The following is a 24,843-nucleotide window of genomic DNA, read 5'->3' as shown; positions in this document are numbered from 1 at the left end:
AGGCCCGCAAGGCGCTGCACAAATACCTCTCGGTAATTTTTTATTAAAATTTCGGCCTTGCGTGTGCTGAGTAACTCATTTATCAAGGCCGACTTCAAGACCCGCGCCCAACACGGGCGCGGGCTCGCCGGGTCAAGCCAGCGACTTGCTGACCACCTCATAGACATCAGGCGACAACGGGCTTTGCGCCATGATGCGCGCCAGCTCCGCCTTCATCAGCTCCTGGCGCTTGGGCTCGAACTTGCGCCAGCGGCTGAGTGGCGTTACCAGCCGCGAGGCAATCTGCGGATTACTGCGATCCAGTTCAATGATCCGGTCAGCCAGAAACGCATAGCCACTGCCGTCCAGCGCATGGAAATTGATCAGGTTCTGGTTGGCAAAGGCGCCGATCAGCGCACGCACCTTGTTCGGGTTACGCATGGTGAACAGCGGGTGCTCCATAAGCTTGCGCACGCGCTCCAGCGCGCCGGGCTGGCTGGCTGCAGCCTGAATGCTGAACCACTGGTCCATGACCAGAGGGTACTCCGCCCAGCGCTCGGCGAACTCGGCCAGCGCCGCTTCACGCTGCTGCTCGAACGGCGAATTGACCAGCGCCACCAGCGCGGCCTGGCGGTCAGTCATATTGGTCGCCTCGACAAACTGGCGCACGCACCAGCCCACCACCTGCTGCTCACCCGTCAGCATCAGATAGCTCAGCAGGCTGTTTTTCAGGCTGCGCGCCGCCATGGCATCGGCCTTGGCGCTGAACGCCCCCGACCCGGCCGCGGCCAGAATCTGATAACGCGCCGACATCTCGTCACGCAGTGCCTCGGCCAGTGCCCGACGCAACCACTCGCGGGTGTAGTGGATGGCATCCACGTCGGCAACCTCGGCCAGCTCGATCAGATAGGCTTCGGAGGGCAGACGGATGATTTCCGCGACCATGGCAGCATCCAGCTCGGCGTCGGCAATCACGCTGCGCATGACCTCGACCAGCCGCTGATCCAGGTTCAGCGGACGACCGGCACGATGAATCTCGACCAGCCCCTGCAGCACGTCAACCGCCAGTCCCTGCGCCGCTTCCCAGCGGTTGAAGCCGTCCGGGTCGTGCTTGGCAAGAAACACCCGATCATCGCGGCTGTACGGGTAGCTGAGCTTGACCGGCGCGGAGAAGCCGCGCAGCAGCGACGGCAGCGGGCAGTTCGGTACATTCTCGAACACCAGGGTCTGCTCTGCTTCGGTAATCGACACCACTGCTTCGTTGCCAAGGGCCTTGCCCTCCAGCTGCAACGGAATTTCGTTGCCGTCACGGTCCAGCAGCGCCATGCGTACCGGGATGACCTGCGGTTGTTTCTCGGGCTGACCGGGGGTTGGCGGGCAGACCTGACTGAAATGCAGGCGATACTCGCGACTGGCCGCGTCGTACTCGCTGCGCACATTCAGGCGCGGGGTGCCGGCCTGGCTGTACCAGCGCTTGAACTGGGTAAAGTCGGCACCGTTGGCGTCTTCCAGCGCCTTGATAAAGTCGTCGCAGGTGACCGCCTGACCATCGTGGCGCTCGAAATACAGGTCGGTGCCCTTGCGGAAGCCCTCTTCGCCCAACAGGGTGTGCAGCATGCGCACCACTTCGGCGCCCTTCTCGTACACGGTCAGGGTGTAGAAGTTGGATATCTCGATAAAGGAGTCCGGGCGTACCGGATGCGCCATCGGGCCGGCGTCCTCGGCGAACTGGTTGGCCCGCAGGAAGGTGACATCCTCGATGCGCTTGACCGTGCGCGAGTTCATGTCGGCAGAAAACTCCGAGTCGCGGAAGACGGTAAACCCCTCCTTGAGCGACAGCTGGAACCAGTCGCGGCAAGTCACCCGATTGCCCGACCAGTTGTGGAAGTACTCGTGCGCCACCACCGCTTCAACCCGCTGGAAGGCCATATCAGTGGCCGTGTCCTGGTGGGCCAGCACACAGCTGGAGTTGAAGATATTGAGGCCCTTGTTCTCCATCGCGCCCATGTTGAAGTCGTTGACCGCGACGATCATGAAGATGTCCAGATCGTACTCGCGGCCATAGACCTCTTCGTCCCAGCGCATGGAGCGCTTGAGGCTGTCCATCGCGTGGTCGCACTGGGTGCGGTTTTCCGGCTCGACGTAGATGCGCAGGTCAATGGTACGCCCGCTCATGGTGGTGAAGCTGTCCTGCAGCAGACACAGGTCACCGGCGACCAGCGCAAACAGGTAAGCCGGCTTCGGGAACGGGTCTTCCCAGCTGACCCAGTGGCGCCCGCCTTCGTGCTCGCCCGAGGCAATCGGGTTGCCGTTCGACAGCAGCACCGGATAGCGCTCGCGCTCGGCGATCACCGTGGTGGTGAACCGGCTCATCACATCCGGGCGATCGAGGTAGTAGGTAATCTTGCGGAAGCCTTCGGCCTCGCACTGGGTGCAGAACATGCTGCCAGACTTGTACAGCCCTTCCAGCGCAGTGTTGTTCTGCGGCTCGATACGGGTAGTCAGGGCCAGTTCGAATTGCGCGCGGGTCGGTTGCAGGGTCAGGCTGCCACTGTCGACCTGGTAGGCGCCCTCGCCCAGCTCCTGCTCGTCCAGTACCACCTTTTGCAGCTCCAGTTGCTGGCCGTCCAGCACCAGCGGCGGCAAGGCGGTCTCGGCATGGCGTTCGGTATTCAGGCGCAGGGCCAGACGGCTGTGCACCAATGCATGATCTTCAAACAACTCGAAGGTCAGCTGGGTCTCGTCGATCCAGTAATCCGGCGCCTTGTAATCCTTGAGGTATATCGTCTTTGGTTGTTCGGTACGCATGTTCAGGCTCCGCTGCGGCCAGACCGGCCGCTGAATTCATGTTCGGCCGCCCCGCTGCAGGGCGGCCCTGCCGAAATGGCTCAACTGGCGCTGAAGGCCAACTGATAGGCTGTGTACTTGCGAATATTGATGACTGCGGTGTCGAGCAGCAGATACTGCCCCTTGATGCCGAGCAGAGTGCCTTCCAGCACCGGCTCCTTGTCCAGGTTGGCCGACTGCGGCTTGGCGACGTAGTGCTCAACCGGGTAGCGAATCTCCAGCGCCTCGGCCTGCGGCAATAGCTGCACGGCCTGCAGCCCGAATCGCGCCTGCAGCTCGGCTATGCCGGCCTCGGCATTATCGAGCAGGCGATCACGCTCGGCGCACAGGTCCAGCGGCTCGGGGTCGCCCTTGAGCAGGGCACGCCAGTTGGTCTTGTCTGCCACCTGCTGACGCAGCAAGTCTTCCACCAGACCGGATTGCTGGCGGGTAGCGACGCGCAGAATCGGCAACGCCTGACTGGCCCCCTGATCGACCCAGCGGGTCGGCACCTGAGAGGCCCGGGTAATCCCCACCTTCAGGCCCGAGGAGTTGGCCAGATAAACGATATGGTCGGTCATGCAGAACTGCTCGCCCCAGGCCGGTTCACGACAGGTACCCTGGTCGTAATGGCACTTTTCCGGGCTCATGATGCAGCTGTCGCACTGCGCCAGCTTGGTAAAGCAGGGGTAGCAGTAACCCTGATTAAAGCTCTTCTTGGTCTTGCGGCCGCAGTGCACGCAGTGAATCGGCCCCATGGCCTCCAGCCGTATGGTCTTGCCCAGCAGGCCGTTCAGCGGCACCCGCTCTTCGCCGATGGGCAGACTGTAATCGACCGGAGCGTCGGCTGTATCGAGCAGACCGATCATCTTGCTGACGTTGCCTTCGAACTGCAAAAGACTCAATGCAGGGTCTCCGAACCGGTCGAAAACAGGATGTTCGGCACCTCTTTCTGCTGCGACTTGCAGCTCTGCGGCCCCATGTAACCGGTACGTTCCTCTTCCGGCAGGTTGTCCTGTTCCCAGGCAATCATCGCCTGCAGGCACAGCTCCTTCTGCTCTTGCGTCAGCTTGCGGCCATCCGGCCACTTGCCGATCTCCACAGCGAGCTTGAGGCTCTGATAAATATCAGGGGTGATGTTGCGCAGCATATCGATGAAAGTGGTCATCGCGCCTCCCGCTGGAATGATGAAAAACCGCTATTGTACTCGCTCACCGCAGCCGCTGCAGCGTTCCGGCCACGGCGCCAATGGCGCACCCGGCAACAAAGCCGCTGACATGCGCCGCGTTTGCAATGGCACCAAAGCCCAGCAGCGTGATCAGCCCGGTCATGCACAGCACCAGCCACGCCAGCATCATGATGACCACGCCGCGTGGCAGATCAAAAAACACGTTGGGCGCGAGCTTTTGGTAAACCCAACAGTAGCCCAGCAGGCCATAGAGCACGCCGGAGAGCCCGCCAAACAGGCTGCTGCCACTCCACAGCCACTGGGCGGTGTTGGACAGCACACCGATCAGCAGCGTCAGCCCGAGCAGCCAGAGCCCGCCGGAGCGCATCTCGATACGCCGACCCAGCTCCCAGTACCAGAGTGCATTGAACGCCAGGTGCATGACACCGAAGTGCAGGAAGATCGGTGTAATCAACCGCCACCACTGGGTCATGTCGGGCTGCGCCGCCAGGTAGCCGGAGTCTTCCAGCGGCGTAAAGGTAAACATCACAATGCCACGCGCGTCGCCGCCAAGGCCGGTCAGCAATGCCACCACAGCGGTAAGCGCCAGTACCGCCAGGGTAACCGGTATCAACCGATGTGCCCGGCGCCAGAACTGCGCTGCCTGGCTGGACGGGCGCTGCGGCGCCGGGCTGTCCGCCAGCGCTTGCGGCCCCTGCGCGTAGGCCGCGCGAACAATCTGGGCGGCAGCTTCGTCGACCACCCAGACCACCTGCATGCCACCCTCTTCCACCACTCGGTGTACCACGCCATGACTGCGCAGAAAACGCACCAGCGGCGACAGGTCCTCATCGAGCTGACAGGTCAAAGCCTTGAGCATGAAACACCTCAATCGAGCCTGGGAACGTCGACCCAGACAAAGTGGTCGCGATCCAGATGGCGCTCGCCGTCCCACCGATAGGCCACCAGCTTGCCGTACTTGACCGCGCTGTAATCCAGGCAGGCCAGATTGGAGCGAATCGGATGCGGCCGCCCCTGCTGCCAGTAATGACCCACAAACAGCATCGGCTGTTCCGGACCATAGATCAGCAACTCGGCGCGCTGATCCTCGCTGAGCGGTCTGGCAGCAATCTCGGTGGGCAGCGCATCAGGTTGAAATACCACGTCGCCGTAGGTCAGCGGCGCTTCTTCCCAGAACTTGGTGCGGAAAAAGGCCCGAGTAAAGCCGTCCTTGCCGGTCATGGTCATGCCGTGCGGCAAGCGCATGTCGGTGCCACGCAGCAGTCGGTCAAAGGTCTGGGCGGCAAAGCTGCCCCGCTCCACCGAGGCTTCGATGAACTCGCGATCCACCCGCCCATCCGGATACTGCTCACGCAGCGGCTGTATCAGCCGGGCGTCCCAGCAGGCATGCACCATACGGAACAGACCAAAATCGAGAAACAGCGGCAGCTGGCCGAACCAGCCGACAAAGTCGCGCCACTCCTGCGGCCAGTTTGCAAACTGCTCCAGGGTGTCGCCGATCTGACGCAGGTGGCGCTCGTTGTGCTCACGCAGATACTCGCGGCCACTGCCGGCCGGTGCGCGGGTTTCCCAGCACAGGGCATTGAACTCATGGTTGCCCATGATGCACTGCGCTTCACCCGCCTCGACCATGCCATGGACCAGATGCAATGCCTCGCGAATACGCGGACCGCGGTCAATAATGTCACCAAGAAACAGCGCCTTGCGCTGCGGGTGGCGCCAGACGCCGGCCTGCACCCGATAGCCCATCAGCTCAAGCAGGCGCTCCAGCGTATGCGCACAACCGTGCACATCGCCAATGATGTCGTAACCCTGATTCTCGACCATCCGTAGCCTACTGATCCGTCAGCCGGCTGGACCAGCCGAGCTTGCTGCGACAGATCGCGTAGAAGTTGTGATCCAGCGGATGCAGCAGACGCAGCTTCTGCGGCTTCTTGCGGATGGTAATGCTGTCACCGGGCGCACAGGAGATGTGCACCTGGCCATCACAGCTGACCTGCGGATAGATACCGCTCTGCTTGGAGATAATGATCTTGAGTTCGCTGTTGCCATCGACCACGATCGGTCGGCTCGACAGCGTGTGCGGGAACATCGGCACCAGCACCACGGCATCCAGCTTCGGATGCATGATCGGGCCACCGGCCGACAGCGCATAGGCGGTCGATCCGGTCGGGGTGGCGACAATCAGGCCATCGGATTTCTGGCTGTAGACAAACTGGCCGTCCACATACAGCTCAAACTCGATCATCCGCGCCGACTTGCCCGGATGCAGCAGCACATCGTTCAGCGCCTCGCTGGTACCCAGCTGCTCCTCGCCGCGACGCACGAAGGCGTCCAGCAGAAAGCGGGTCTCGACCATGTACTGGCCGGCCAGCACATCGCCAACCTTCTGTTCCAGTTCGTCCGGCGGAATATCGGTCAGAAAGCCGAGGCCGCCACGGTTAACCCCCAGCACCGGAATGTTGTAGCGGCACAGCGCCCGGGCCGCACCAAGCAGACTGCCGTCGCCGCCCACCACGATTACCAGATCACAGATCTCGCCCATCATCTTGCGCGAACAGACCTGTTGCTGGTGGCCGGGAAGCAAATCCGCCACCGCATCCTCAAGAATCACCGTGTGCCCGGTATCGAGCAGAAAGCGCTTGAGGCGTTTCAGGGTATCGACCACCCGCCCGCTGCCGAGGCGTCCGATGAGACCGATATTGCGGAACTGATCCATACCACCTCTTTGCGTTCGTGTCAGAGATGCCCGAGACTGAGCGGACGAGCGCCGATTATTCCGCAGCCAGCCTGGGCTGGCAAATACGAGAGGTTTCATGCTGCCCGTCTTTGCACACGCCAGCGTCCGCGACATGGCCTGGATTGCCTTCAGCCCGCCCCTGCTCAACGACCGGCTGCTGCCCATGCGCGACCCGCTGCAAGGCAGCGCATGGCGGGACGATCCCGAGCAATTGCTGCACGCCCTGCAGACCCTGGACCAGGCCCCTGCTGCGCTCGACGCGTTACTCGGCGAATCACCGGACCGTCGTCTGGGCAATTATTACGAACGCCTCTGGCATGCCCTGCTCAGCCTTGCTCCCGACACCCGCATCCTGGCCCACAATCTGGCCCTGCGTGACGGCGCGCACACCTATGGCGAACTGGACCTGATCATTGAGGCGGCCGATGGCGCCGTGGTTCACCTCGAACTGGCGATCAAGTTTTATCTCGCCAGACCCGAGCTGCATTCAACTGACAGTGCTGTCAGTGATCCTGCCATCTGGTGGGGCGTGGATCCGCGCGACAATCTGGCCAGCAAACTGCAGCGGCTGCGTGAACACCAGCTGCCGCTGGCGGCGCGGCTACCGGAACTGGCGACGGCCCATCGCGCGCTGCCCCTGCCGGACTGCTCGGCCGCCTGGCTGCAGGGAGGGCTGTTTCAGCACCTGCTTCGGCAGGTACCTCCGGTAGAGGGTCAGCAACCGCCCGCCGCACCGCTGCACTGGTGTCATCAACATGAGTTGAAATCGCTGGCCCCCACGCATCGCTGGCAACCCATGGCTCACAAGGCGTGGTTGATGCCGCCTGAGCCAGAAAGCGGAGCAGATCTGGACGTACATCAGATGGGCAGAATAAGCGAGCGCGCAGGAGAGCGCCGCGCCGTGATGTTCTGTACTGCGGACCAGCCACCACTGGCAAGCGAACGACTGCTATGTGTAGGTAATAACTGGCCGAACGGCTGAACCCGCCCTGGCGCTGCGGAGGTTATTCGTGATCGCTTGCGGTCCGATTTTGCACCTTGCCCAGCTCACGCTTGAGGGCAGCGTTGATCCGCTGCTGCTCCGCCAGTTCCTGCTTGATGTCCAGCAACTCGCCCTGAACAATCTCGAGATGATCAGCGTGGATGCCTTTGAGCTCGACCAGTGCCTGATCCTTCTCGATGGCCATGGCCTTGATTCGCGTAGTCAGCGTATCGATCTGCTGGCGCAGGTCGCGTACTTCCCGCGCATGCTGTTCACGCAGTTGCTGAAGCTCGCCTGCACCACTCGGTGCCACAGGTCGCGTGGACGTCAACGGGATGAGGTCATCCACATCATTGACCTGCCCGCCACCGTACCAGGTGTCTTCGGCCGCCATGTGCAGGCGCTCGGGCGCGATGTAGCGAATCGCCTCCTCATCCTCGCCAAGAATACCCAGTGCGTTGTTGGCAACAGCTTCCTTGACCAGCGCCAGATCATTGCTGTTGCCGCGCGTGCCCGGCTTCCACAGCATTGCCCGATACTGCGGCTGCTTGTTGAACCCGAGGCAGACCAGCCGAATCGGGCCGCCGCCCATATCCGGGCCGCGATCACCGCGCTCGGCGATTTGCCGCAGCGGCAGGTTCCACAGGCGATTGACGTAGCCATCGAGGTCAAAGTCGATATTGAAGAACACCGCAGCGCGCACGTGCAGCCGGGTATTGATCTGCAGAAACACCGCCTGCACGGTTTCATCGGCGTGCTCGGGTGCTGCCACCAGACCATCCAGCAATGCCTCGAACTCGGGGAACAGCATCTCCTTGCAGATGCCCCGCTCCGAAAAGAACATGACCGCCTCGGTCAACAGCGGCTTTGTTGGCGTATTCATGACCTTTTCTCCTTGCCCCGAGCATCAATGTGCGCCTTTTTCAGGGCGAATGCACCCCGCGATTTCTCAGGCAACAAGTGTAGGCAAAAGGTTCATTCAGGTGTGTGATCGACTTGGCAAGCGATCGGCAGGCTCGGCGCTGTTGAAGGGAAAAAGCGGACATCCGTCGCAGAACGGATGCAAACGGCAGCGCCCGATAACCGGGCGCTGCGCACGGACTACGTCAGGCCGATCAGAGCGCGGCCGCCAGACGCGAGCCCTGATCGATGGCACGCTTGGCATCCAGCTCGGCCGCCACGTCGGCGCCGCCGATCAGATGAACAGTCTTGCCGGCGGCAACCAGGCCATCCTGCAACTCGCGCAGCGGCTCCTGACCGGCACAGAGGATAATGGTGTCAACCGGCAACACCTTCGGCTCCCCGTTTTCGCCAATGCGGATATGCAGGCCCTCGTCGTCAATCTTCAGATAGTTGACCGAGTTGAGCATCTGCACCTGCTTGCTTTTCAGGCCGGCGCGGTGAATCCAGCCGGTGGTTTTGCCCAGCCCATTGCCGACCTTGCTGTTCTTGCGCTGCAGCAGGTAGACCTCACGGGCCGGCGGATGCGGTTGCGGGGTAATGCCGGCAATGCCGCCACGCGCCTTCAGCTCCGGATCAATACCCCATTCCTTCCAGAACAGGTCGATATCCTGGCTTGGGCTGGTGCCCTGGTGGGTGATCATCTCCGAAACGTCAAAGCCGATACCGCCGGCGCCGATCACGGCGACCTTATGGCCAACCGGCTTGCGCTGCAGGATGGCATCCAGATAGCTGATCACCTTGGGATGGTCGATACCGGGAATATCCGGTGTGCGCGGCACGATACCGGTGGCGAGAATGACTTCGTCAAACTCCGTCAGATCGCTCGCATCAACACGGCGGTTAAGCTCCAGCTTGACGCCGGTCTTCTCGATCCGCTTGCCGAAGTAACGCAGGGTCTCGTAGAACTCTTCCTTGCCCGGGATAAGCTTGGCGATGTTGAACTGACCGCCGATCTTGTCGGCCGAATCAAACAGGGTGACCTGATGGCCGCGCTCGGCAGCCACGGTGGCAGCGGCCAGACCGGCCGGGCCTGCACCCACTACCGCAATGTTCTTCACCTGGGTGGTCGGGATAAAGTTCAGCTCGGTCTCGTGGCAGGCTCGCGGGTTGACCAGACAGCTGGTCAGCTTGCCGCCAAAGGTGTGGTCCAGGCAGGCCTGGTTGCAGCCGATACAGGTATTGATCTCGTCGGCACGGCCAGCAGCAGCCTTGTTGACGAACTCGGGGTCCGCCAGGAACGGGCGCGCCATGGAGATCATGTCAGCCGCGCCGTCAGCCAGCAGTTGATCGGCCAGTTCCGGGGTATTGATGCGGTTGGTAGTGACCAGCGGGATCGAGACCTCGCCCTTGAGCTTGGCGGTCACCTTGGCGAAGGCACCACGCGGCACCTTGGTGGCGATGGTCGGAATCCGCGCTTCGTGCCAGCCGATACCGGTGTTGATGATGGTCGCACCGGCCTTCTCAATCGCCTTGGCGAGCATGACGATCTCATCCCAGGTGCTGCCGCCCTCGACCAGATCGAGCATCGACAGGCGATAGATGATGATGAATTCCGGGCCGACCGCCTCGCGTACGCGGCGCACGATCTCGACCGGCAGGCGCATGCGGTTCTCGTAGCTGCCGCCCCAGCGGTCGGTACGCTTGTTGACGTGGGCAACCAGAAACTGGTTGATGAAGTAGCCTTCCGAGCCCATGACTTCGACGCCGTCATAACCCGCTTCCTTGGCCAGTGCGGCGCAGCGGGCAAAGTCGGCAATCTGCTTTTCGATCCCTTCCTCGTCCAGCTCCTTGGGGGTGAACGGGTTGATCGGCGCCTGTACCGCACTGGCAGAGACCTGCTTGGGGCTGTAGGCGTAACGGCCTGCGTGCAGAATCTGCATGCAGATCTTGCCGCCTTCGGCGTGCACAGCGTCAGTGATCACCTTGTGCTGGGCCGCTTCTTCCGGCGTGGTCATCTTGGCCGCGCCATGGGCAACGCAGCCCTCCTCGTTCGGACCAATACCACCGGTAACGATAAGGCCGGCACCCCCACGGGCGCGCTCGGCAAAGTAGGCCGCCTGGCGGTTGAAACCGTTCGGGCGTTCTTCCAGACCGGTATGCATTGACCCCATCAGGGTACGGTTGCGCAGCGTGGTAAAGCCCAGGTCCAGCGGGGCCAGCAGGTGCGGATACAGAGATTGTTCGCTCATCGGTTACTCCGGCATCATCAGGATCGGCGCGGCGGATACCTGTCCGGCGCCTCGTTGTGGAGCCAACAATAGGCCCAGCCGGGTGCTTACTCAATAACCCGAAGTGACACTTTCATAACCCTGAATTACACTAGCGTGCGACCTTCCACAGCGACCCCCACACGCCATGAAACTCGGTGATATCTCCGTTGGTTATCTGCTCAGCCTGCGCGAGGTCGTACAGCAACTCGGCCACGACCCGGCGCCACTGTTGAGCCGTTTCAGAATCACCGACGAGCTGCTCGCCCAGCCCCACGCCCGCATCAGCATTCCCCGTTTCATGCGCCTGGGTAACGCGGCCATTCGCTATACACGCGAGCCCGCCATCGGCCTGTTGATGGGCCAGTCCAGCCGCATCAGCCACCTCGGCCTGACCGGCATGGCAGCGCAAAGCGCCCCGACCCTGCGTGCCGCCTTCAGCACCATGATCGAGTTCGAGCTGCTGGGTAGCCAGAATTACCGCGGCCACTCCAGCTTCGAGCCGCCGGCGGTGCGCTTTTACTCGATCAGCCCGTACAACATGTTCAACCTGTTCGTGGTGGACTCGGCGCTGGCGGCGCGGGCCCGGATCGGCCGTGATCTGACCGGCGGGAGGGCGCAGCTGCGCGAGGTACACATCGAGTTTCCGGCGCCGCCCTATGCCGCCCGCTATGAAGCGGTATTCGGCTGTCCTGTGCATTTCGAGCAGTCACACAACCAGATTGTCTGGGAGCCGCGTAGCCTCGACCTGCCGTTGGAGCAAAGCGCCGCCGCCACCCACGCCGATCTGCGCGAGCTGTGCCGGCAGCGCCTGAGCGAACTGACCCGCCATCGGGGATTGCGTGAGCGGGTCGAGACACTGGTTGCGCCTCAGCTGGATGGCCAGCCGCCAACGCTGGCAGAGGTTGCCACAACACTCGGACTACCCGCCTGGACCCTGCGACGGCGGCTCCAGCAGGAGGCCGGAACAGGCTATCAAAACATCATTGACGACATGCGCCGCGACCTCGCGGTGACCTACATCCGCGATACCGAAATGGCGCTGGGGGAGATTTCCTTCCTGCTGGGGTTCTCATCGCCGGAGGCGTTTCAGCGCGCCTTCAAGCGCTGGACAGGCGCTGCGCCCGGGAGTTACCGCAAGGCGATCTTTGCAGAAAATAAAGCGGAGGAATATTTAAAACAATGACTTGGAATACACTTGGAGAAATGACGCGAAGAGCAGTTACAGCTCTTCGGCATCTTCCACGTCGTCGTCCCACTGTTGGGACTGCAGCTCGATCAACTCTTCAATGTAATCACTCATGTGATTTTCCTTCTTTGCGTGTCTGTTGCAGTAACGACCCTAGCGGCCGCAGATGACAGTCAGATGAAGGTTAACCACAGAGGTTCCCCGAGGAATTGATCTGCATCAGCCAGGCAGCACAACCAGCGCCACCAGCAACGCCGCCTCCAGCACTTCCACCAACGCGCCTGCGGTATCACCGGTGGTGCCGCCGATCCGCGTACGCAGGCGCTGACGCCAGAACAATGTCAGCAAAGTCGCTACCAGCAGCGCCAGCAACCCGCTCCAGCCAAACAGCAGCACCAGCACGGCCTGCAGTACCAGTACCTGCAACAGGCGCGCCCGCGGCATGTGCTCGACCAGTTGTGCGCCCATGCCCTGCGGGCGCACGTAAGGCGTGCTAAACAGCAGGCCCGCCAGCGCGCCACGCGCTACCCACGGCACCAGCAACAAGGCGAGCCAGGCACCTGTCTCAAGCAGACTGACCAAGGCAGCCCACTTCACCAGCAGCACCAGCAGCAGCGAGACAACTCCGATCGGCCCACAGGCCGGGTCTTTCATGATCGCCAGCGTGCGTTCGACGCTGCCCATGCCGCCAACCCAGGCGTCCGCCGTATCGGCCAGCCCATCCAGATGCAGCCCACCGCTGAACCAGACCCAGAACACCAGCAGCAGCGCCGCCTTGAGCGGAGCGTCAAGGTCGCCCAGCAATGCAGCCAACAGCAGCAGCGCCAACCCGAGCAACACGCCCACCGTCGGGTACCACAGCACGGAGCGCCCCAACTCCCGCGCAGTAGGAGCGCGCCACAGGCGAACCGGAATGCGACTGAGCAACTGCAGCGCCAGACCAAAGGCAATCACGACCGCAGCTCCTCGACAGCACCGCCCGCGTAGCGCAGCCGATGCAGCGCGCCGTGCTCAACTTCAACCTGCAACAGCTGGCTCGGCGGCAAGCCACGTGCCGCCGCCAGCAGCAATCGCATCACTCCGCCGTGGGTAACCAGCAGTAATGTCTGGCCAGGATAATCCTGTTCCAGCTGCGCCAACGCCGCCCAGACGCGCTCGGAAAAACGCACCATCGGCTCGCCATCAGGCGGCGTAAAACCATGGGGGTCGGACCAGAAAGCCCCCAGCGCATCCGCCTGATCGACCATCAGGTCGCGCGGATGACGCCCTTCCCACTGCCCGAAATGCAGCTCACGCAGACCGTCCGCATACGTCAGCGGCAGTCGGTCACGCAGGCTCAGCTGCAGCGCAAACTGGGCGCAGCGGCGCAGCGGGGAGCTGACGATGCGCTGCCACCGGGGCTGCGCCGGCAACGCCGACCACATCTGCTGCCAACCCTGCTCGGTCAGGTCGTCATCCAGACTGCCGCGCAGGCCGCCACCCAACTCGGTCTCGCCGTGGCGCAGTAACAGCAGACTCAAACTCATTTGAAGCTCCCCGACACCGCGGCTTCGGCGAAGGTCGCCATTTCATTGTGCAGCCGACAGGCCGCCTGCAGCAGGGGCACCGCCAGTGCCGCACCGCTCGCCTCCCCCAGCCGCAGGTCCAGCGCCAGCAAAGGCTCGGCGTCCAGCGCCTGCAACAGCAAGCGATGGCCTGGCTCGGCACCACGATGGCTGTAGAACAGCCAGCTGCGCACATCGGCATTCATACGCACCGCGCACAGCGCGGCAGCAGTGCTGATGTAACCATCCACCAGCACCGGCAACCCGTTCTGCGCAGCGGCGATATAGGCACCGGCCAGCGCCGCGACTTCCAGCCCGCCAACCCGGCGCAGGGTCTCCAGCGCATCATTGGCATGGGGACGGTGATGGGCGACCGCGCGCTCGATGATCTTGGTCTTGTGCCGCAAGCCGAGCGCCGTGAGCCCGGTACCCAGGCCCACCAGCTCGCTCACCGGCTGATCCAGCAGCAAGGCCGACAGCGCACAGGCGCTGCTGGTATTACCGATGCCCATCTCGCCGCCGATAAAGAGCTCGGCACCGTCCTCAACAGCACGCTGAACGGCCTCCTGACCAGCACTCAGCGCAGCATCGCACTGGGCGGCAGTCATCGCCGCGCCATGCAGAAAACTCTCCGTGCCCGCCGCTATACCGAGGTGGCGCACACCCGGCAGCGGCGCAATCTCGTGCGCCAACCCCAGATCAACGAGCTCCAAAGGCGCCCCCAGATGCCGCGCCAACACGCTGATGGCCGCACCGCCGCGGGCAAAGTTGGCCAGCATCTGTCCGGTCACCTCCTGCGGGAAGGCCGATACTCCCTCCGTCGCAATGCCGTGATCAGCCGCAAAAATAGTGATCCAGATACGCTCCAGCCGCGGCGCAGCACAGCGCTGCAGGCTGGCCAGTGTGGCCGCGATTTGCTCCAGTCGCCCAAGCGAGCCGGCCGGTTTAGTGAGTTGCGCCTCTCTCGCCAGCGCCTGCGCCAGGCGCCCTCTATCCACCGGCTGCGCCGGCTGCTGCCACCAGACACTCACAACGGCTCTCCTTTCAACACCTGCGGCAGGCCCGCGACGCAAAACACCACTCGCTCGCAGTCGGCCGCCAGCGCCTGATGCAGCCAGCCGGCCTCATCGACAAAGCGACGCGTCAACTCGCCCATCGGCACCACGCCCAGTCCGGTCTCGTTGCTCACCAGCAGCACCCGACCCGGTAACGCAGGCAACGTTTCCAGCAACGCGCTGCGTTCACGCGCCCAGGCCTGCGGGTCGTCGGTCAGCAGCAGGTTGCTCAGCCACAGCGTCAGGCAGTCGACCAGCAGGCAGCGGTCTTCACGGGCCTGCTCCCGGAGCACCCGCGCCAGCGCGAGCGGCTCCTCGACCAGTGCCCAATGGGCCGGGCGCTGGTCGCGGTGGCGTTCGATGCGCTCGCGCATCTCCGCATCGCGCGGCTGGCAGGTGGCGATATACACCACGTCCAACCCGCTTTCAGTTGCCCGCCGCTCGGCATATCGGCTCTTGCCGGAGCGCGCACCACCGAGTATCAACTCAGCCATGGGCCACCCCGCACAGCTCGCGCAGGGCAGCGGTATCCAGATGCTGTTCGACCAGATCGGCGAGCCGATCCAGATCCCGTTCGCGCAGGGCGGCGTAGTCCACACCCTGTGCCGCCCGCAGCCCGGCCCAGCCAAGCAGCGCCTGCTGCGCCGCCGGCGACTCGAACAGCCCGTGCAGATAAGTGCCGGCCACCTGCCCATCCTCACTCAGGGCACCGTCGGCGCGGTCGTCATCCAGCAGCACCAGAGGATTTTCCAGCGCTTCGCCCTCGCTGACGCCGGCGTGAATTTCATAGCCGTTGACCTCAGCGCGATCGAGGCGCAGGCGCCCGTGCACGTTGCGCAACTGCTTCTCGGCACGCAACTCTGTGGTCATTGCCAGCAGCCCAAGACCCGGTTCGGCGCCAGCCACCCCTTCGAGCCCCAGCGGATCGTCAATCAGACTACCGAGCATCTGAAACCCGCCACAGATACCCAGCAGCCGGCCGCCGTAGCGCAGATGGCGGGCTATATCCCGATCCCAGCCCTGCGCACGCAGATGCTGTAGATCCGCCCGTACGCTCTTGGAGCCGGGCAGAATGATCAGGTCAGCCGCGGGCAGCGCCTGCCCGGCCGGAATAAACTGCAGGTCAACCTGCGGATGCAGGCGCAACGGGTCAAAGTCGGTGTGATTGCTGATACGCGGCAGCACCGGCACGACTATGCGCAGCGTATCGGCAGCGCCGCCGACCTGCCGCGTCTCGACCGCGTCTTCGGCCTCCAGGTGCAGGTCGTGCAGGTACGGCAGCACGCCGAGCACCGGTTTGCCGGTGTACTGCTCCAGCCACCGCAGCCCCGGTTCCAGCAGCGCGATGTCGCCACGGAAACGGTTGATGACAAAGCCCCTTACCCGGGCCTGCTCTGATTCGGACAGCAGCGCCAGCGTGCCGGCCAGGTGCGCGAATACCCCGCCCTTGTCGATGTCGGCAACGATGATCACCGGGCAATCAACCGCCTCGGCAAAGCCCATATTGGCGATATCGCCTTCACGCAGATTGATCTCGGCCGGCGAACCGGCGCCTTCCACCATCACGACCTGCGCCCACTCGCAAAGGCGTCCATGGGCTGCCAGCACCGCCTGCATCGCGGTCGGCTTGTAGGCGTGGTAGCTCACCGCATCCATGCTGCCGATCGGATGGCCGTTGATGATTACCTGCGCGCCCACGTCGGTATTCGGCTTGAGCAGAATCGGGTTCATGTCGGTGTGGGTCGGCAGCCGCGCGGCCTGCGCCTGCACCGCCTGCGCCCGGCCAATCTCGCCGCCATTGGTGGTCACTGCAGCATTCAGCGCCATGTTCTGCGGTTTGAACGGCACCACCACCACGTTCTGGCGAACCAGCCAGCGGCACAAGGCGCTGACCAGCGTACTTTTGCCGGCATCGGAGGTGGTGCCCTGCACCATCAGCGTCGTCATTTGCGTTGTCTCATGCTTGTATTCAGGGCCTGCTCCAGTCGTTCCCAGTCACGCTGATGATTAGGCAAACCAAAACGCAGTCCGTTGAGGACCGGAAACAGGCGCACCAACACGCCCTGCCGGGCCAGATTCAAATAAATCCGTTCGGCACACTCAGATTCGCGCCACTGGAACAGGGCGCAGCCCGCGCCACCGCTCAGACCGGCCCGGGTCAGCAGCGCGTCGAGTCGCTCGCTGGCATTCTGCAGTCGGTAGCGCCAGAGCTGCTGGGTGCTGGCATCGCGCAGCGCGGCAAGGCCGACAGCCCGGGCCGGACCGCTCACGGCCCAGGGGCCCAGAGCCTTCTCCAGTTGGCCCAGCAAGGCAGGAGCCGCCAGGACAAATCCCAAACGCAGACCGGCCAGACCAAAGAACTTACCCAGCGAGCGCAGCACGATTAGCCCTTCCCGGTCGGTGAAGCCGGCAAGGCTGTGCTCGGGCGTAACATCCATAAAGGCTTCATCGACCACCAGCCAGCCGGCGCGGGCGGCCAACTCGGCGTGCCAGCCAAGCAGCTGTTCAGCGTCCAGTCGCCGGCCGGTGGGATTATTGGGGTTCACGACCACCAGCACGTCGAGCTCACCGAGCAGTTGCGGCAGCTCCGCCTGCGTAACGCTGCGCACCGCGTGCCCGGCCCGGCGCCAGGCCTCGGTGTGTTCGGCATAGGTCGGCTCCAGCACCCCTACCCGGCTGTTTGCCCGCAGGAGCGGCAACGCCTGAATGGCCGCCTGCGAGCCGGCCACCGGCAATGCGGCGGGGGCGCCGTAATAATCGCAGGCCACGCCGGACAGGTTGTCGTCGGTTTCGGGCAGCCGCTGCCAGATCGACTGCGGCAGTGCCGGCACCGGCCAGGCAAAGGGCGAGATGCCGGTCGACAGATCCAGCCACTGCTCTACCGGCCGCTTGAAGCGCCGGGCGGCTTCACGCAAACGCCCTCCGTGTTCAAGCATGGCTAACTCCCCAGATCAGTACGATCACCAGCACCCACAGCAGCACGCTGCGGCGCACCAGCAGCAGCGCCCGGTCGATGTCGACAGCCGTGGCCCGTGGCCCCTCGCCGAGCAACGGTCGCTCTTCAATAACGCCGTGATAGATCGCCGGGCCACCCAACCTCCGCTCCAGCGCGCCGGCGCCCGCGGCCATCACCGGTCCGGCGTTGGGGCTGTCCCACAGCGGGGCCTGGCTGCGCCAGCAACGCCAAGCCAGCCGCGCGTTGCCACACAGGGCGTAGCTCAACGCCACCAGCCGGGCAGGAATAAAATTGAGCAGATCATCCAGCCGCGCCGCGGCGCCGCCGAACAGCAGAAAACGCGGCGAGCGATACCCCCACATCGCATCGAGGGTGTTGGCCAATCGGTACAGAACAACACCAGGGGCGCCGGCCACAGCGAACCAGAACAGCGCCGCAAACACCGCATCACTTCCATTCTCCAGCACCGACTCGACGGTGGCGCGGGCCACACCCTCCTCGTCCAGCGCGCGAGTGTCGCGGCTGACCATGCGCCCGACCAGCTCGCGCGCACGGGGCAGATCCCCGCGCTCAAGCGCCTGTGCGACGGGCCGGGCATGGGCGCCCAGGCTTTCCCAGCCGATGGCCGCATACAGGCAGACCAGCGACACCAGCCAGCCGATCAGCGGCTGCGCCGCCAGCCACCAGATCAGCACCACCGGCGGCACCACGGCCAGCACCCAGGCCAGCGCACCGCGGGCGATACTGCCGCCAGCCGCCGTATTCAAACGTCGCTCAAGCCCGGCAGCAAGGTTGCCAAAGCCCACCAGCGGATGATGCCGACGCGGTTCACCGAACATCGCATCCAGCGCCACCCCGGCCACCACCAGCGGTCCAAGCAGACTCATGACTGCGCCCATTGGCAAATCAGCGCAGCGAGCTGATCCAGCCCGTCGGTCAGCGCGCCGATCCCCGGCTGCAGAATGTCGGCCGACTTGATCTCGAACAGCTGCGCCTGCGCCACCGCCGGAACCTGATTCCAGCCGTCTCGCTCGACCACCTGTTCCGGACGAAAGCGCTTGCCGCACCAGGAGCCGATGATGATATCGGGCGCACGCCGCACCACCTCAAGCGGGTCGGCGATGATGCGCTGCTTCGCCCGTGGCAGTGCGGCCAGATCACTGAAACAGTCGTCGCCACCGGCCAGGGTGATCAGTTCGCTGACCCAGCCGATGCCACTGATCAGCGGCTCATTCCACTCCTCGAAATACACCCGCGGGCGACGCGGCAGTGCCGCTGCCTGCGCGGCAACCGCCGCCATGCGCCCTTCCAGCTCCTGAACCAGCGCTGCAGCGCGATCTGCAGCGCCTACCAGCGCCCCCAGCGTGCTGATCATTGCCAAAATGCCGGTAATACTGCGCTGGTTGAACAGGTGAACTTCCAGCCCTGCCCGCGCCAGGTCGGCAACCATGTCTGCCTGCAGGTCGCAGTAACCCAGCACCAGATCCGGCTGCAGAGCGAGAATCTCATCGTGCTTGGCGCTGGTGAACGCGCCGATCTTGGGTTTTTCCTTGCGCGCCTGCGGGGGCCGCACGGTAAATCCGGAAATGCCGACAATGCGCTGCTGTTCACCGAGCGCATAGAGCACTTCGCAGGTTTCAGTCGACAGGCAAACGATACGTTGCGGTCCGAACGCGCTCATCAGCGCTCCTCCCATTGATCGGTAAACAGCATGTCTGCCAGCGGTCGGGCCTCGGTCCAGTGCTCCTGCTCCAGCATCGGCCGGCTGTAGAACGCGTCGACCGGGCCCAGACAGAGCACCGCGACCGGGCGCGCACCCGTCGGCAACGCCAGCAGGTCGGCCAGCGCCTGCGGATCAAACAGCGAGACCCAGCCCAGCCCCAGCCCCTCTGCCCGCGCCGCCAGCCAGAGGTTCTGGATGGCGCAGGCAACCGAGGCCAGATCCATGTCCGGCATGGTCCGGCGACCAAACACATAGGCCTCGCGCCCCGGTGGCAAGGCTGCGACCAGCAGTTCAGCGCAGCTCAGCACCCCTTCGACCTTGAGCCGCATGAACTCGTCCTCCCGCTCGCCCAGGGCACGCGCCGTCTCCAGCCGTTCCTGCTCGACCAACTGATGGATCGACTCGCGCAGCGCCTGACGGGTAATACGCACAAAGCGCCACGGCTGCATCAGGCCGACACTCGGGGCCTGATGCGCGGCCTGCAGCAACCGCAGCAGTTGCTCCTCCGGTACCTCGCCCGCAGCAAAGTGGCGCATGTCGCGGCGCTCGCGAATGGCCCGGTACACCGCGTCACGCTCCAGCGGGTCAAAGGCGTGCCGGGTCATGGCCGGAACAGCGCCGCCGCAGCCTGCGGATTGCTCGGCAGGTAGAAATGGATGTAGGACGCCGTCAGTCGGCCGTCACGAAACACCGCTTCGCTGGTGCGCCGGTAGTTAGGGCATTCGCCCTGTGCCAGCGGCTCCAGCCGGGTATCCAGCAGCGAGTGATGGAAGGTGTGGCCGCGCAGCGAGCCCTCGGGCAAGCGCACCTCCTGCAGCGCCAGTGCGGCAAGGCGCAACTGCATCACCGCCTTGCCCGGCAGCAGGCCGGCCATGCGGTGCTGCACGCCATCACGGTCGGTCAGAGCGTCAAACAGATACAACATGCCGCCGCACTCGGCCACCAGCGGCTTGCCCGCAGCGTGATGCGCGTGCAGCGCCTGCGCCATCGCCTCATTGCCAGCCAGCGTATCGCCGTGCAGCTCGGGATAGCCGCCGGGCAGATACACACTGTCCACCTCCGGCAGTGTCTCGTCGGTCAGCGGCGAGAAGAAGATCAGCTCGGCGCCCATTGCCTGCAGCAGCGCCAGATTGGCCTGATAGACAAAGGCAAAAGCCTGATCGCGCGCTACGCCGATACGCACACCCGCCAACAGCGGCTGCAGCGCCTCGGCACTCGGCACCGGGAAGCTCACCGGTTCCGGCAGGGGTGCGCCACTGCTCTGCTCTAGCGCATCGGCCGCGGCATCCAGCCGTGCCAGCAGGTCCGGCAGCTCTGCCGCCTGCACCAGACCGAGATGCCGGCTGGGCAGTTCCATATCTGTCGACCTGGGCAGGCCGCCATACCAGTGCAGGCTGTCTGGCAGGCTGTCGCGCAGAATCTCGCCATGACGCACGCTGCCGAGCTTGTTGCCCAGCACCCCGGCAAAGCCGAGATCCGGCTGGAAGTTCGCCAGTCCCCAGGCCATTGCCGCAAAGGTTTGCGCCATGCCGGAGCCATCGATCACGCCCAGTACCGGCACGCCAAACTCACGGGCAAGGTCGGCCGCAGAGGGCGTACCGTCGAACAGCCCCATAACCCCTTCAATCAGGATCAGATCAGCCTCGGCCGCCGCTTCCCAGAGCAGCCGACGCGACTGCTCAAGACCCACCATCCAAAGGTCCAGCTGATATACCGGCGCACCACTGACGGCCTGCAGAATCATCGGATCGAGAAAGTCCGGGCCACATTTGAACACCCGCACCTTGCGGCCCTGCCGGCTGTGCAGGCGCGCCAGCGCGGCGGTTACCGTGGTTTTGCCCTGCCCCGAGGCAGGCGCGGCGATCAGCATCGCCGGACAGCTACGCGCGGTCAAAACTCCACCCCCTTCTGCGCCTTGATACCCGCCTTGAAGGCGTGCTTGGTCATGCCCATCTCCGTCACGGTATCGGCTGCTTCAACCAGCGCCGGTGGCGCACCGCGGCCGGTGACCACCACATGCTGATGCGCCGGTCGCGCCTGAATATCGGTAATCACCTGATCGAGCTGCAGGTAACCGTATTTCAGCGCGATATTCAGCTCGTCCAGCAGCACCAGCGCGACCTGTGGATCGCGCATCAGCTCGACTGCAACGGCCCAGGCGGCCTCGGCCTTGGCGATATCGTCCTGCCGATCCTGGGTTTCCCAGGTGAAGCCAGCGCCCATGACGTGATAGCGCACCTCATCGGGAAAGCGCCGAAAGAAGGTTTCCTCACCGGTGCTGCGCGCGCCCTTGATGAACTGCACGATGCCGACACGCAGACCATGTCCCAGCGCCCGAGCAGCCATGCCGAAACCGGAGCTGCTCTTGCCCTTGCCATTACCGGTCAGCACCAGCAGCACGCCGCGCTCGTCAGGTGCCTGGGCGATTTTCTGATCGACCACCTGCTTCTTGCGCTGCATGCGCTCACGATGGCGCTGATCGCGCTCGGCAGACTCACTCATGCGCGCTGGCTCGCGTTACCGAACAGCGCAGCGGCGCTGCGCGCGCCGACATAGAGAACCACCGCTACAGCAACGTACGCGGCCATGGTGCTCAGGTAGGACGGGTAGTAATGGGCCAGACGCTCGATCATGCCGGTAAAGGTTGGCTCGGCGTGGCGGCCGGAGAACCAGTAGAAGCCGCCGCTGGTGAAGACCTGACAGACCAGCGCACTGAGCATCATGGTCGGCACCAGAACCAGCAGCGCGGAAGCCTGGTCACGGTGCCAGCCAGCGTACATCCGGCCGCCGAACCAGAGTGCGGCGTAACCGGGCAGCAGCGCCCAGTAGGCGATAGTCATGCAGTGGTGACCGGCATTTACCCAGCCGACCGTCATCACGTCCACTACAAAAGCGACTGCAAAGAACAGGGGGTAGGCCCAAACCGGGCGCAGCAGCACGCCGACCAGGAAGAACACCGCCCAGGAGGCGCTTGGCAGGTTGAGCTGCGGGAAGTGGCTACCGCGCGTCATGATCATCAGCGCCAGCAGCAGCGCGCCAACCACCAGTTGGGTATGTTTCGAGGTTTTCAGCACAGCCTTTCTCCTTTGCGGTTTATCCAAACGTCAGTGCCGGGCATCGCCCGGCTTTTTATTCAGGGCGCCGCCGCGAACGGCAGCGCCAGTCAAACAACGCGATTACAGCGGCTGATAACGCAGGGTCAGGTACCCAGCGCGGCCCGGCTGCGTGTAGGTCGCGGCGGTTTCATACTCGTTGTCGAACAGGTTGCTGACCCGCGCCTGAACGCGCCAGGCATGGCTGAGCCAGTACTCGGCCCGCAGCTCGACCGTGTTGTAGCCATGCAGGTCGCTGGTGTTGGTCGCGTTGTCCCAGCGCCGACCCTCGGCGTGAACGCTCGCACCCAGGCCGATACGGCCGAAGCGGCGGTCGACATCCAGGTTGAAGATCTGCTCGGGAACACGGCGCAGCAGCAGGTCGTCATTGGCGCTGCTGGAACGGTTTTCCGGGTCCTGCAGGGTCAGGTTGGCCTGCCAGTTCCAGCCCAGCTGCTGGGTCAGCACTTCCAGTTCCAGACCGGTAATGCGCGCCTTGTCGACGTTCTCGGCCATCGACACCCCACCCACGCGGACACTGGCAATCATGTCGTCGATATCATTGCGGAAGGCGTTGGCCGACCAGCTGCCCCAGCGGTGCTGGCCACGCAGGCCCACTTCGATGTTGCGCGAGGTTTCCGCCTGGATATCCGGATTGCCGTATCCGGGGAAGTACAACTGATTGAAGGTTGGCGCACTGAAGGCCGTGCCATAGCTGGAGGTCAGGCTGATGCTGTCGGTCAGCGCATAGCCGTAACCGACACTGCCGGTGGTGTGCTCGCCGTAGGCCTCGTTGTCGTCGTGACGCAGACCCAGCTGCCATTCGTGACGGCCGGCGTGCAGCAGATATTGGGCAAACAGGCCGTGGTTGTAGCGGCTGTCCTCGGGGTAATCGACGCTGCTGCTGATGCTGTCTTGCTGCCAGTCGTAACCGACGGTGAGCAACTGGTTTTCGCTCAGGGCAAAATTGTTCTGCCAGCTGGCACTGTCGCGTCGCGTGTCATAACGCGTGTCAAAGGTGCTGCCCTTGAAGTTCTCGTTCTTGTCCTCACTGTGGCCGACCTGCAGCGTCACATCCCAGAAAGACACCGGAGAATATTTGGCGCGCACGCCATACGCGCTGAGCACACTGTCGGCGTTGGCCTTGTTGCCGGAGTCGTAGTCGTTGTGCGACTCGACCTGCAGCAGGTTGGCATCCAGCAGCAAGCCGTTGGCAAACCGGTAACCACCAGACAGATTGGCCGACAGCTCACGGTAACCATCGTGGTCCACTTCCCGCGACGGGCGCGCATCATAGCCTTCGGTATCCAGGCTGCTGACACCCAGGTTGAACCAGGCGTTGTCATTCCCACCGGACGCACCGGCAGTAGCGGCGCGATGCTGGCGACTGCCAACAGTGGTCGAGAAGTACGGCGTCAGGCCATCACCGCCCTTGCGGGTGAAGATCTGCACCACCCCGCCAATGGCCTCGGAGCCATACAGGCTGGAGCGCGGGCCGCGGACGATCTCGATCCGCTCGATCTGCTCAACCGGCAGGTTCTGCAGTGCGGCAACGCCGGAGGTCGCCGAGCCGATACGCACGCCGTCGATCATCACCAGCACGTGTTTGTCGTTGCTGCCGCGAATCTGCAGCGAGGTACTTTTGCCCGGGCCGCCGTTGTTGATCAGGTTGACCCCGGTCGCGCGGCGCAGCAGCTCTTCAGCGGTATTGACCTGCAACCGCTCGATGTCGGTCCGCTCGAACACGGTGGTGGCTGCGATACTGCTGGCCTGACTGGTGCGGGTGGCAGTGACAACATCACTGCCGAGATCCAGGGTGCTGGCGAAAGAAAGGGAAGAAAGGCCAATAAGGCCCAGCGCCAGAGGGGCGCGTACAGGAATAGTCATGCTGTGTGGTTGCTCCGTCGTACCCACCCGTACGACATTGTCGAATCGGGACAGACGGAGACGGCAGGAACACGGCATGAACACAACGGAAGACGCCGTACACCTACAGCGCCCACCGCACTGTCGTGAAAGGCATCAGGCCGGTCTCCGGGCTTGCGAGTGGACGTGAGTCCGGCGACCTGAGCCTTCCCATGCATCGAGCACAGTGGCGTTTATCAGGCGCCTCGCCAAATAGGCGGACGTCGCTTACCGTTGCGGGGGCAGCGCCGGAATTGTCTGATCTGGCAGACGCACCGGCTTCCCAGTTTCACCCTCCTCGAGATGGAGGGCACCTGAAGCGCGGCAGAGAGTAGTGGCCACCTCCCGCCCTGTCAAGCTCGGGCTCGGCATACCCCCGGCGCCTCCTACCAAACGACCGTCGGATGCACCACGCTTTCAGCACAACAGTTTCCCCGACACTCAATTAGGCCTATAACTGGTCGAGCGTCCCCACCTTGCCCAGGAGGAAGAC

General features: G+C 63.8%; 23 protein-coding genes and 1 riboswitch. Of the genes, 2 read left to right on the top strand and 21 right to left on the bottom strand.

What is annotated here, in order from left to right; genetic code table 11:
• Positions 1 to 132 precede the first annotated feature (132 nt).
• The 6 genes from pepN to O5O48_RS13050 form a co-directional block, all read right to left on the bottom strand.
• A complete protein-coding gene (pepN, locus tag O5O48_RS13075) occupies positions 133 to 2,787 on the bottom strand; it encodes an aminopeptidase N (protein ID WP_269687247.1) in 2,655 nt (884 codons plus the stop codon).
• Between the two features lie 80 nt (positions 2,788 to 2,867).
• Positions 2,868 to 3,674: a DUF2797 domain-containing protein gene (locus O5O48_RS13070; RefSeq protein ID WP_269688701.1), complete on the bottom strand. Its 807-nt coding sequence runs from the start codon at positions 3,672 to 3,674 to the stop codon at positions 2,868 to 2,870.
• Between the two features lie 32 nt (positions 3,675 to 3,706).
• Positions 3,707 to 3,973, bottom strand: coding sequence for a YeaC family protein (locus tag O5O48_RS13065; RefSeq protein WP_228246789.1), 267 nt, complete (start codon positions 3,971 to 3,973; stop codon positions 3,707 to 3,709).
• A gap of 43 nt (positions 3,974 to 4,016) precedes the next feature.
• A complete protein-coding gene (locus tag O5O48_RS13060; protein WP_269687246.1) occupies positions 4,017 to 4,853 on the bottom strand; it encodes a rhomboid family intramembrane serine protease in 837 nt (278 codons plus the stop codon).
• An 8-nt stretch (positions 4,854 to 4,861) separates the two neighbouring features.
• The gene (locus O5O48_RS13055) at positions 4,862 to 5,821 is read right to left on the bottom strand and encodes a metallophosphoesterase (protein WP_269687245.1); all 960 of its coding nucleotides are present in this window, start codon (positions 5,819 to 5,821) and stop codon (positions 4,862 to 4,864) included.
• 7 nt (positions 5,822 to 5,828) lie between these two features.
• Positions 5,829 to 6,713: an NAD(+) kinase gene (locus tag O5O48_RS13050; protein ID WP_088274050.1), complete on the bottom strand. Its 885-nt coding sequence runs from the start codon at positions 6,711 to 6,713 to the stop codon at positions 5,829 to 5,831.
• Positions 6,714 to 6,810: 97 nt separating this feature from the next.
• On the opposite strand from O5O48_RS13050, the gene O5O48_RS13045 reads away from it, so the two are divergent.
• A complete protein-coding gene (locus O5O48_RS13045; RefSeq protein WP_228246792.1) occupies positions 6,811 to 7,716 on the top strand; it encodes a DUF1853 family protein in 906 nt (301 codons plus the stop codon).
• Between the two features lie 22 nt (positions 7,717 to 7,738).
• On the opposite strand, the gene O5O48_RS13040 is transcribed toward O5O48_RS13045, so the two are convergent.
• Both O5O48_RS13040 and O5O48_RS13035 read right to left on the bottom strand, forming a co-directional pair.
• The gene (locus O5O48_RS13040) at positions 7,739 to 8,599 is read right to left on the bottom strand and encodes a hypothetical protein (protein WP_228246793.1); all 861 of its coding nucleotides are present in this window, start codon (positions 8,597 to 8,599) and stop codon (positions 7,739 to 7,741) included.
• 232 nt (positions 8,600 to 8,831) lie between these two features.
• Positions 8,832 to 10,868 (bottom strand): NADPH-dependent 2,4-dienoyl-CoA reductase, encoded by a 2,037-nt coding sequence (locus tag O5O48_RS13035; protein ID WP_269687244.1) that lies wholly within the window; start codon positions 10,866 to 10,868, stop codon positions 8,832 to 8,834.
• Positions 10,869 to 11,034: 166 nt separating this feature from the next.
• Here O5O48_RS13035 and O5O48_RS13030 point away from each other — a divergent pair, with 166 nt between their 5' ends.
• Positions 11,035 to 12,072: an AraC family transcriptional regulator gene (locus tag O5O48_RS13030; RefSeq protein WP_269687243.1), complete on the top strand. Its 1,038-nt coding sequence runs from the start codon at positions 11,035 to 11,037 to the stop codon at positions 12,070 to 12,072.
• Positions 12,073 to 12,294: 222 nt separating this feature from the next.
• Here the strand turns inward: O5O48_RS13030 and O5O48_RS13025 are convergent, their stop codons facing one another.
• The 13 genes from O5O48_RS13025 to btuB all read right to left on the bottom strand — a co-directional run bounded on the left by O5O48_RS13025 (position 12,295) and on the right by btuB (position 24,332).
• Positions 12,295 to 13,029 carry an adenosylcobinamide-GDP ribazoletransferase gene (locus tag O5O48_RS13025; protein ID WP_269687242.1) on the bottom strand — a complete coding sequence of 245 codons (735 nt, stop codon included), beginning with the start codon at positions 13,027 to 13,029 and terminating at the stop codon, positions 12,295 to 12,297.
• Positions 13,026 to 13,601, bottom strand: coding sequence for a histidine phosphatase family protein (locus tag O5O48_RS13020; RefSeq protein ID WP_269687241.1), 576 nt, complete (start codon positions 13,599 to 13,601; stop codon positions 13,026 to 13,028). The genes O5O48_RS13025 and O5O48_RS13020 overlap by 4 nt, the downstream gene beginning before the upstream one ends.
• A complete protein-coding gene (gene cobT, locus O5O48_RS13015) occupies positions 13,598 to 14,650 on the bottom strand; it encodes a nicotinate-nucleotide--dimethylbenzimidazole phosphoribosyltransferase (protein ID WP_269687240.1) in 1,053 nt (350 codons plus the stop codon). Before cobT ends, O5O48_RS13020 begins: the two co-directional genes overlap by 4 nt.
• Positions 14,647 to 15,168, bottom strand: a complete 522-nt coding sequence (gene cobU / locus O5O48_RS13010; protein ID WP_233049785.1) for a bifunctional adenosylcobinamide kinase/adenosylcobinamide-phosphate guanylyltransferase — start codon at positions 15,166 to 15,168, stop codon at positions 14,647 to 14,649. Before cobU ends, cobT begins: the two co-directional genes overlap by 4 nt.
• Positions 15,161 to 16,621 carry a cobyric acid synthase gene (locus O5O48_RS13005; protein ID WP_233049786.1) on the bottom strand — a complete coding sequence of 487 codons (1,461 nt, stop codon included), beginning with the start codon at positions 16,619 to 16,621 and terminating at the stop codon, positions 15,161 to 15,163. Before O5O48_RS13005 ends, cobU begins: the two co-directional genes overlap by 8 nt.
• Entirely contained in the window at positions 16,618 to 17,610 is a 993-nt protein-coding gene (cobD, locus tag O5O48_RS13000) for a threonine-phosphate decarboxylase CobD (RefSeq protein WP_233049787.1), read from the bottom strand. Before cobD ends, O5O48_RS13005 begins: the two co-directional genes overlap by 4 nt.
• Positions 17,603 to 18,517 carry an adenosylcobinamide-phosphate synthase CbiB gene (gene cbiB / locus O5O48_RS12995; protein WP_269687239.1) on the bottom strand — a complete coding sequence of 305 codons (915 nt, stop codon included), beginning with the start codon at positions 18,515 to 18,517 and terminating at the stop codon, positions 17,603 to 17,605. The genes cobD and cbiB overlap by 8 nt, the downstream gene beginning before the upstream one ends.
• Complete coding sequence (locus O5O48_RS12990) at positions 18,514 to 19,311, bottom strand: cobalamin-binding protein (protein ID WP_269687238.1); 798 nt, start codon at positions 19,309 to 19,311, stop codon at positions 18,514 to 18,516. The genes cbiB and O5O48_RS12990 overlap by 4 nt, the downstream gene beginning before the upstream one ends.
• A complete protein-coding gene (gene bluB / locus O5O48_RS12985) occupies positions 19,311 to 19,958 on the bottom strand; it encodes a 5,6-dimethylbenzimidazole synthase (RefSeq protein ID WP_269687237.1) in 648 nt (215 codons plus the stop codon). The genes O5O48_RS12990 and bluB overlap by 1 nt, the downstream gene beginning before the upstream one ends.
• Positions 19,955 to 21,247, bottom strand: coding sequence for a cobyrinate a,c-diamide synthase (locus O5O48_RS12980; RefSeq protein ID WP_269687236.1), 1,293 nt, complete (start codon positions 21,245 to 21,247; stop codon positions 19,955 to 19,957). The genes bluB and O5O48_RS12980 overlap by 4 nt, the downstream gene beginning before the upstream one ends.
• Positions 21,244 to 21,855: a cob(I)yrinic acid a,c-diamide adenosyltransferase gene (cobO, locus tag O5O48_RS12975; protein ID WP_269687235.1), complete on the bottom strand. Its 612-nt coding sequence runs from the start codon at positions 21,853 to 21,855 to the stop codon at positions 21,244 to 21,246. The genes O5O48_RS12980 and cobO overlap by 4 nt, the downstream gene beginning before the upstream one ends.
• Positions 21,852 to 22,427 carry a hypothetical protein gene (locus O5O48_RS12970; protein WP_269687234.1) on the bottom strand — a complete coding sequence of 192 codons (576 nt, stop codon included), beginning with the start codon at positions 22,425 to 22,427 and terminating at the stop codon, positions 21,852 to 21,854. The genes cobO and O5O48_RS12970 overlap by 4 nt, the downstream gene beginning before the upstream one ends.
• A 102-nt stretch (positions 22,428 to 22,529) precedes the next feature.
• Positions 22,530 to 24,332: a TonB-dependent vitamin B12 receptor gene (btuB, locus tag O5O48_RS12965; RefSeq protein ID WP_269687233.1), complete on the bottom strand. Its 1,803-nt coding sequence runs from the start codon at positions 24,330 to 24,332 to the stop codon at positions 22,530 to 22,532.
• Positions 24,333 to 24,453: 121 nt separating this feature from the next.
• Positions 24,454 to 24,683, bottom strand: a riboswitch (cobalamin riboswitch).
• Positions 24,684 to 24,843 lie beyond the last annotated feature (160 nt).

The organism is Halopseudomonas sp. MFKK-1 (genome assembly GCF_027474385.1).
GTDB classification, from domain to species: Bacteria; Pseudomonadota; Gammaproteobacteria; order Pseudomonadales; family Pseudomonadaceae; genus Halopseudomonas; species Halopseudomonas aestusnigri.
The sequence above is the reverse complement of the archived record's forward strand: the minus strand, read 5'-3'. Positions and strand labels throughout refer to the sequence as shown.

Bases quoted from the DNA above. Each gene is read 5' to 3' on its own strand.
- pepN (WP_269687247.1), bottom strand. From the start codon at position 2,787: ATGCGTACCGAACAACCAAAGACGATATACCTCAAGGATTACAAGGCG.
- O5O48_RS13070 (WP_269688701.1), bottom strand. From the start codon at position 3,674: ATGATCGGTCTGCTCGATACAGCCGACGCTCCGGTCGATTACAGTCTG.
- O5O48_RS13065 (WP_228246789.1), bottom strand. From the start codon at position 3,973: ATGACCACTTTCATCGATATGCTGCGCAACATCACCCCTGATATTTAT.
- O5O48_RS13060 (WP_269687246.1), bottom strand. From the start codon at position 4,853: ATGCTCAAGGCTTTGACCTGTCAGCTCGATGAGGACCTGTCGCCGCTG.
- O5O48_RS13055 (WP_269687245.1), bottom strand. From the start codon at position 5,821: ATGGTCGAGAATCAGGGTTACGACATCATTGGCGATGTGCACGGTTGT.
- O5O48_RS13050 (WP_088274050.1), bottom strand. From the start codon at position 6,713: ATGGATCAGTTCCGCAATATCGGTCTCATCGGACGCCTCGGCAGCGGG.
- O5O48_RS13045 (WP_228246792.1), top strand. From the start codon at position 6,811: ATGCTGCCCGTCTTTGCACACGCCAGCGTCCGCGACATGGCCTGGATT.
- O5O48_RS13040 (WP_228246793.1), bottom strand. From the start codon at position 8,599: ATGAATACGCCAACAAAGCCGCTGTTGACCGAGGCGGTCATGTTCTTT.
- O5O48_RS13035 (WP_269687244.1), bottom strand. From the start codon at position 10,868: ATGAGCGAACAATCTCTGTATCCGCACCTGCTGGCCCCGCTGGACCTG.
- O5O48_RS13030 (WP_269687243.1), top strand. From the start codon at position 11,035: ATGAAACTCGGTGATATCTCCGTTGGTTATCTGCTCAGCCTGCGCGAG.
- O5O48_RS13020 (WP_269687241.1), bottom strand. From the start codon at position 13,601: ATGAGTTTGAGTCTGCTGTTACTGCGCCACGGCGAGACCGAGTTGGGT.
- cobU (WP_233049785.1), bottom strand. From the start codon at position 15,168: ATGGCTGAGTTGATACTCGGTGGTGCGCGCTCCGGCAAGAGCCGATAT.
- O5O48_RS13005 (WP_233049786.1), bottom strand. From the start codon at position 16,621: ATGACGACGCTGATGGTGCAGGGCACCACCTCCGATGCCGGCAAAAGT.
- cobD (WP_233049787.1), bottom strand. From the start codon at position 17,610: ATGCTTGAACACGGAGGGCGTTTGCGTGAAGCCGCCCGGCGCTTCAAG.
- cbiB (WP_269687239.1), bottom strand. From the start codon at position 18,517: ATGAGTCTGCTTGGACCGCTGGTGGTGGCCGGGGTGGCGCTGGATGCG.
- O5O48_RS12990 (WP_269687238.1), bottom strand. From the start codon at position 19,311: ATGAGCGCGTTCGGACCGCAACGTATCGTTTGCCTGTCGACTGAAACC.
- bluB (WP_269687237.1), bottom strand. From the start codon at position 19,958: ATGACCCGGCACGCCTTTGACCCGCTGGAGCGTGACGCGGTGTACCGG.
- cobO (WP_269687235.1), bottom strand. From the start codon at position 21,855: ATGAGTGAGTCTGCCGAGCGCGATCAGCGCCATCGTGAGCGCATGCAG.
- btuB (WP_269687233.1), bottom strand. From the start codon at position 24,332: ATGACTATTCCTGTACGCGCCCCTCTGGCGCTGGGCCTTATTGGCCTT.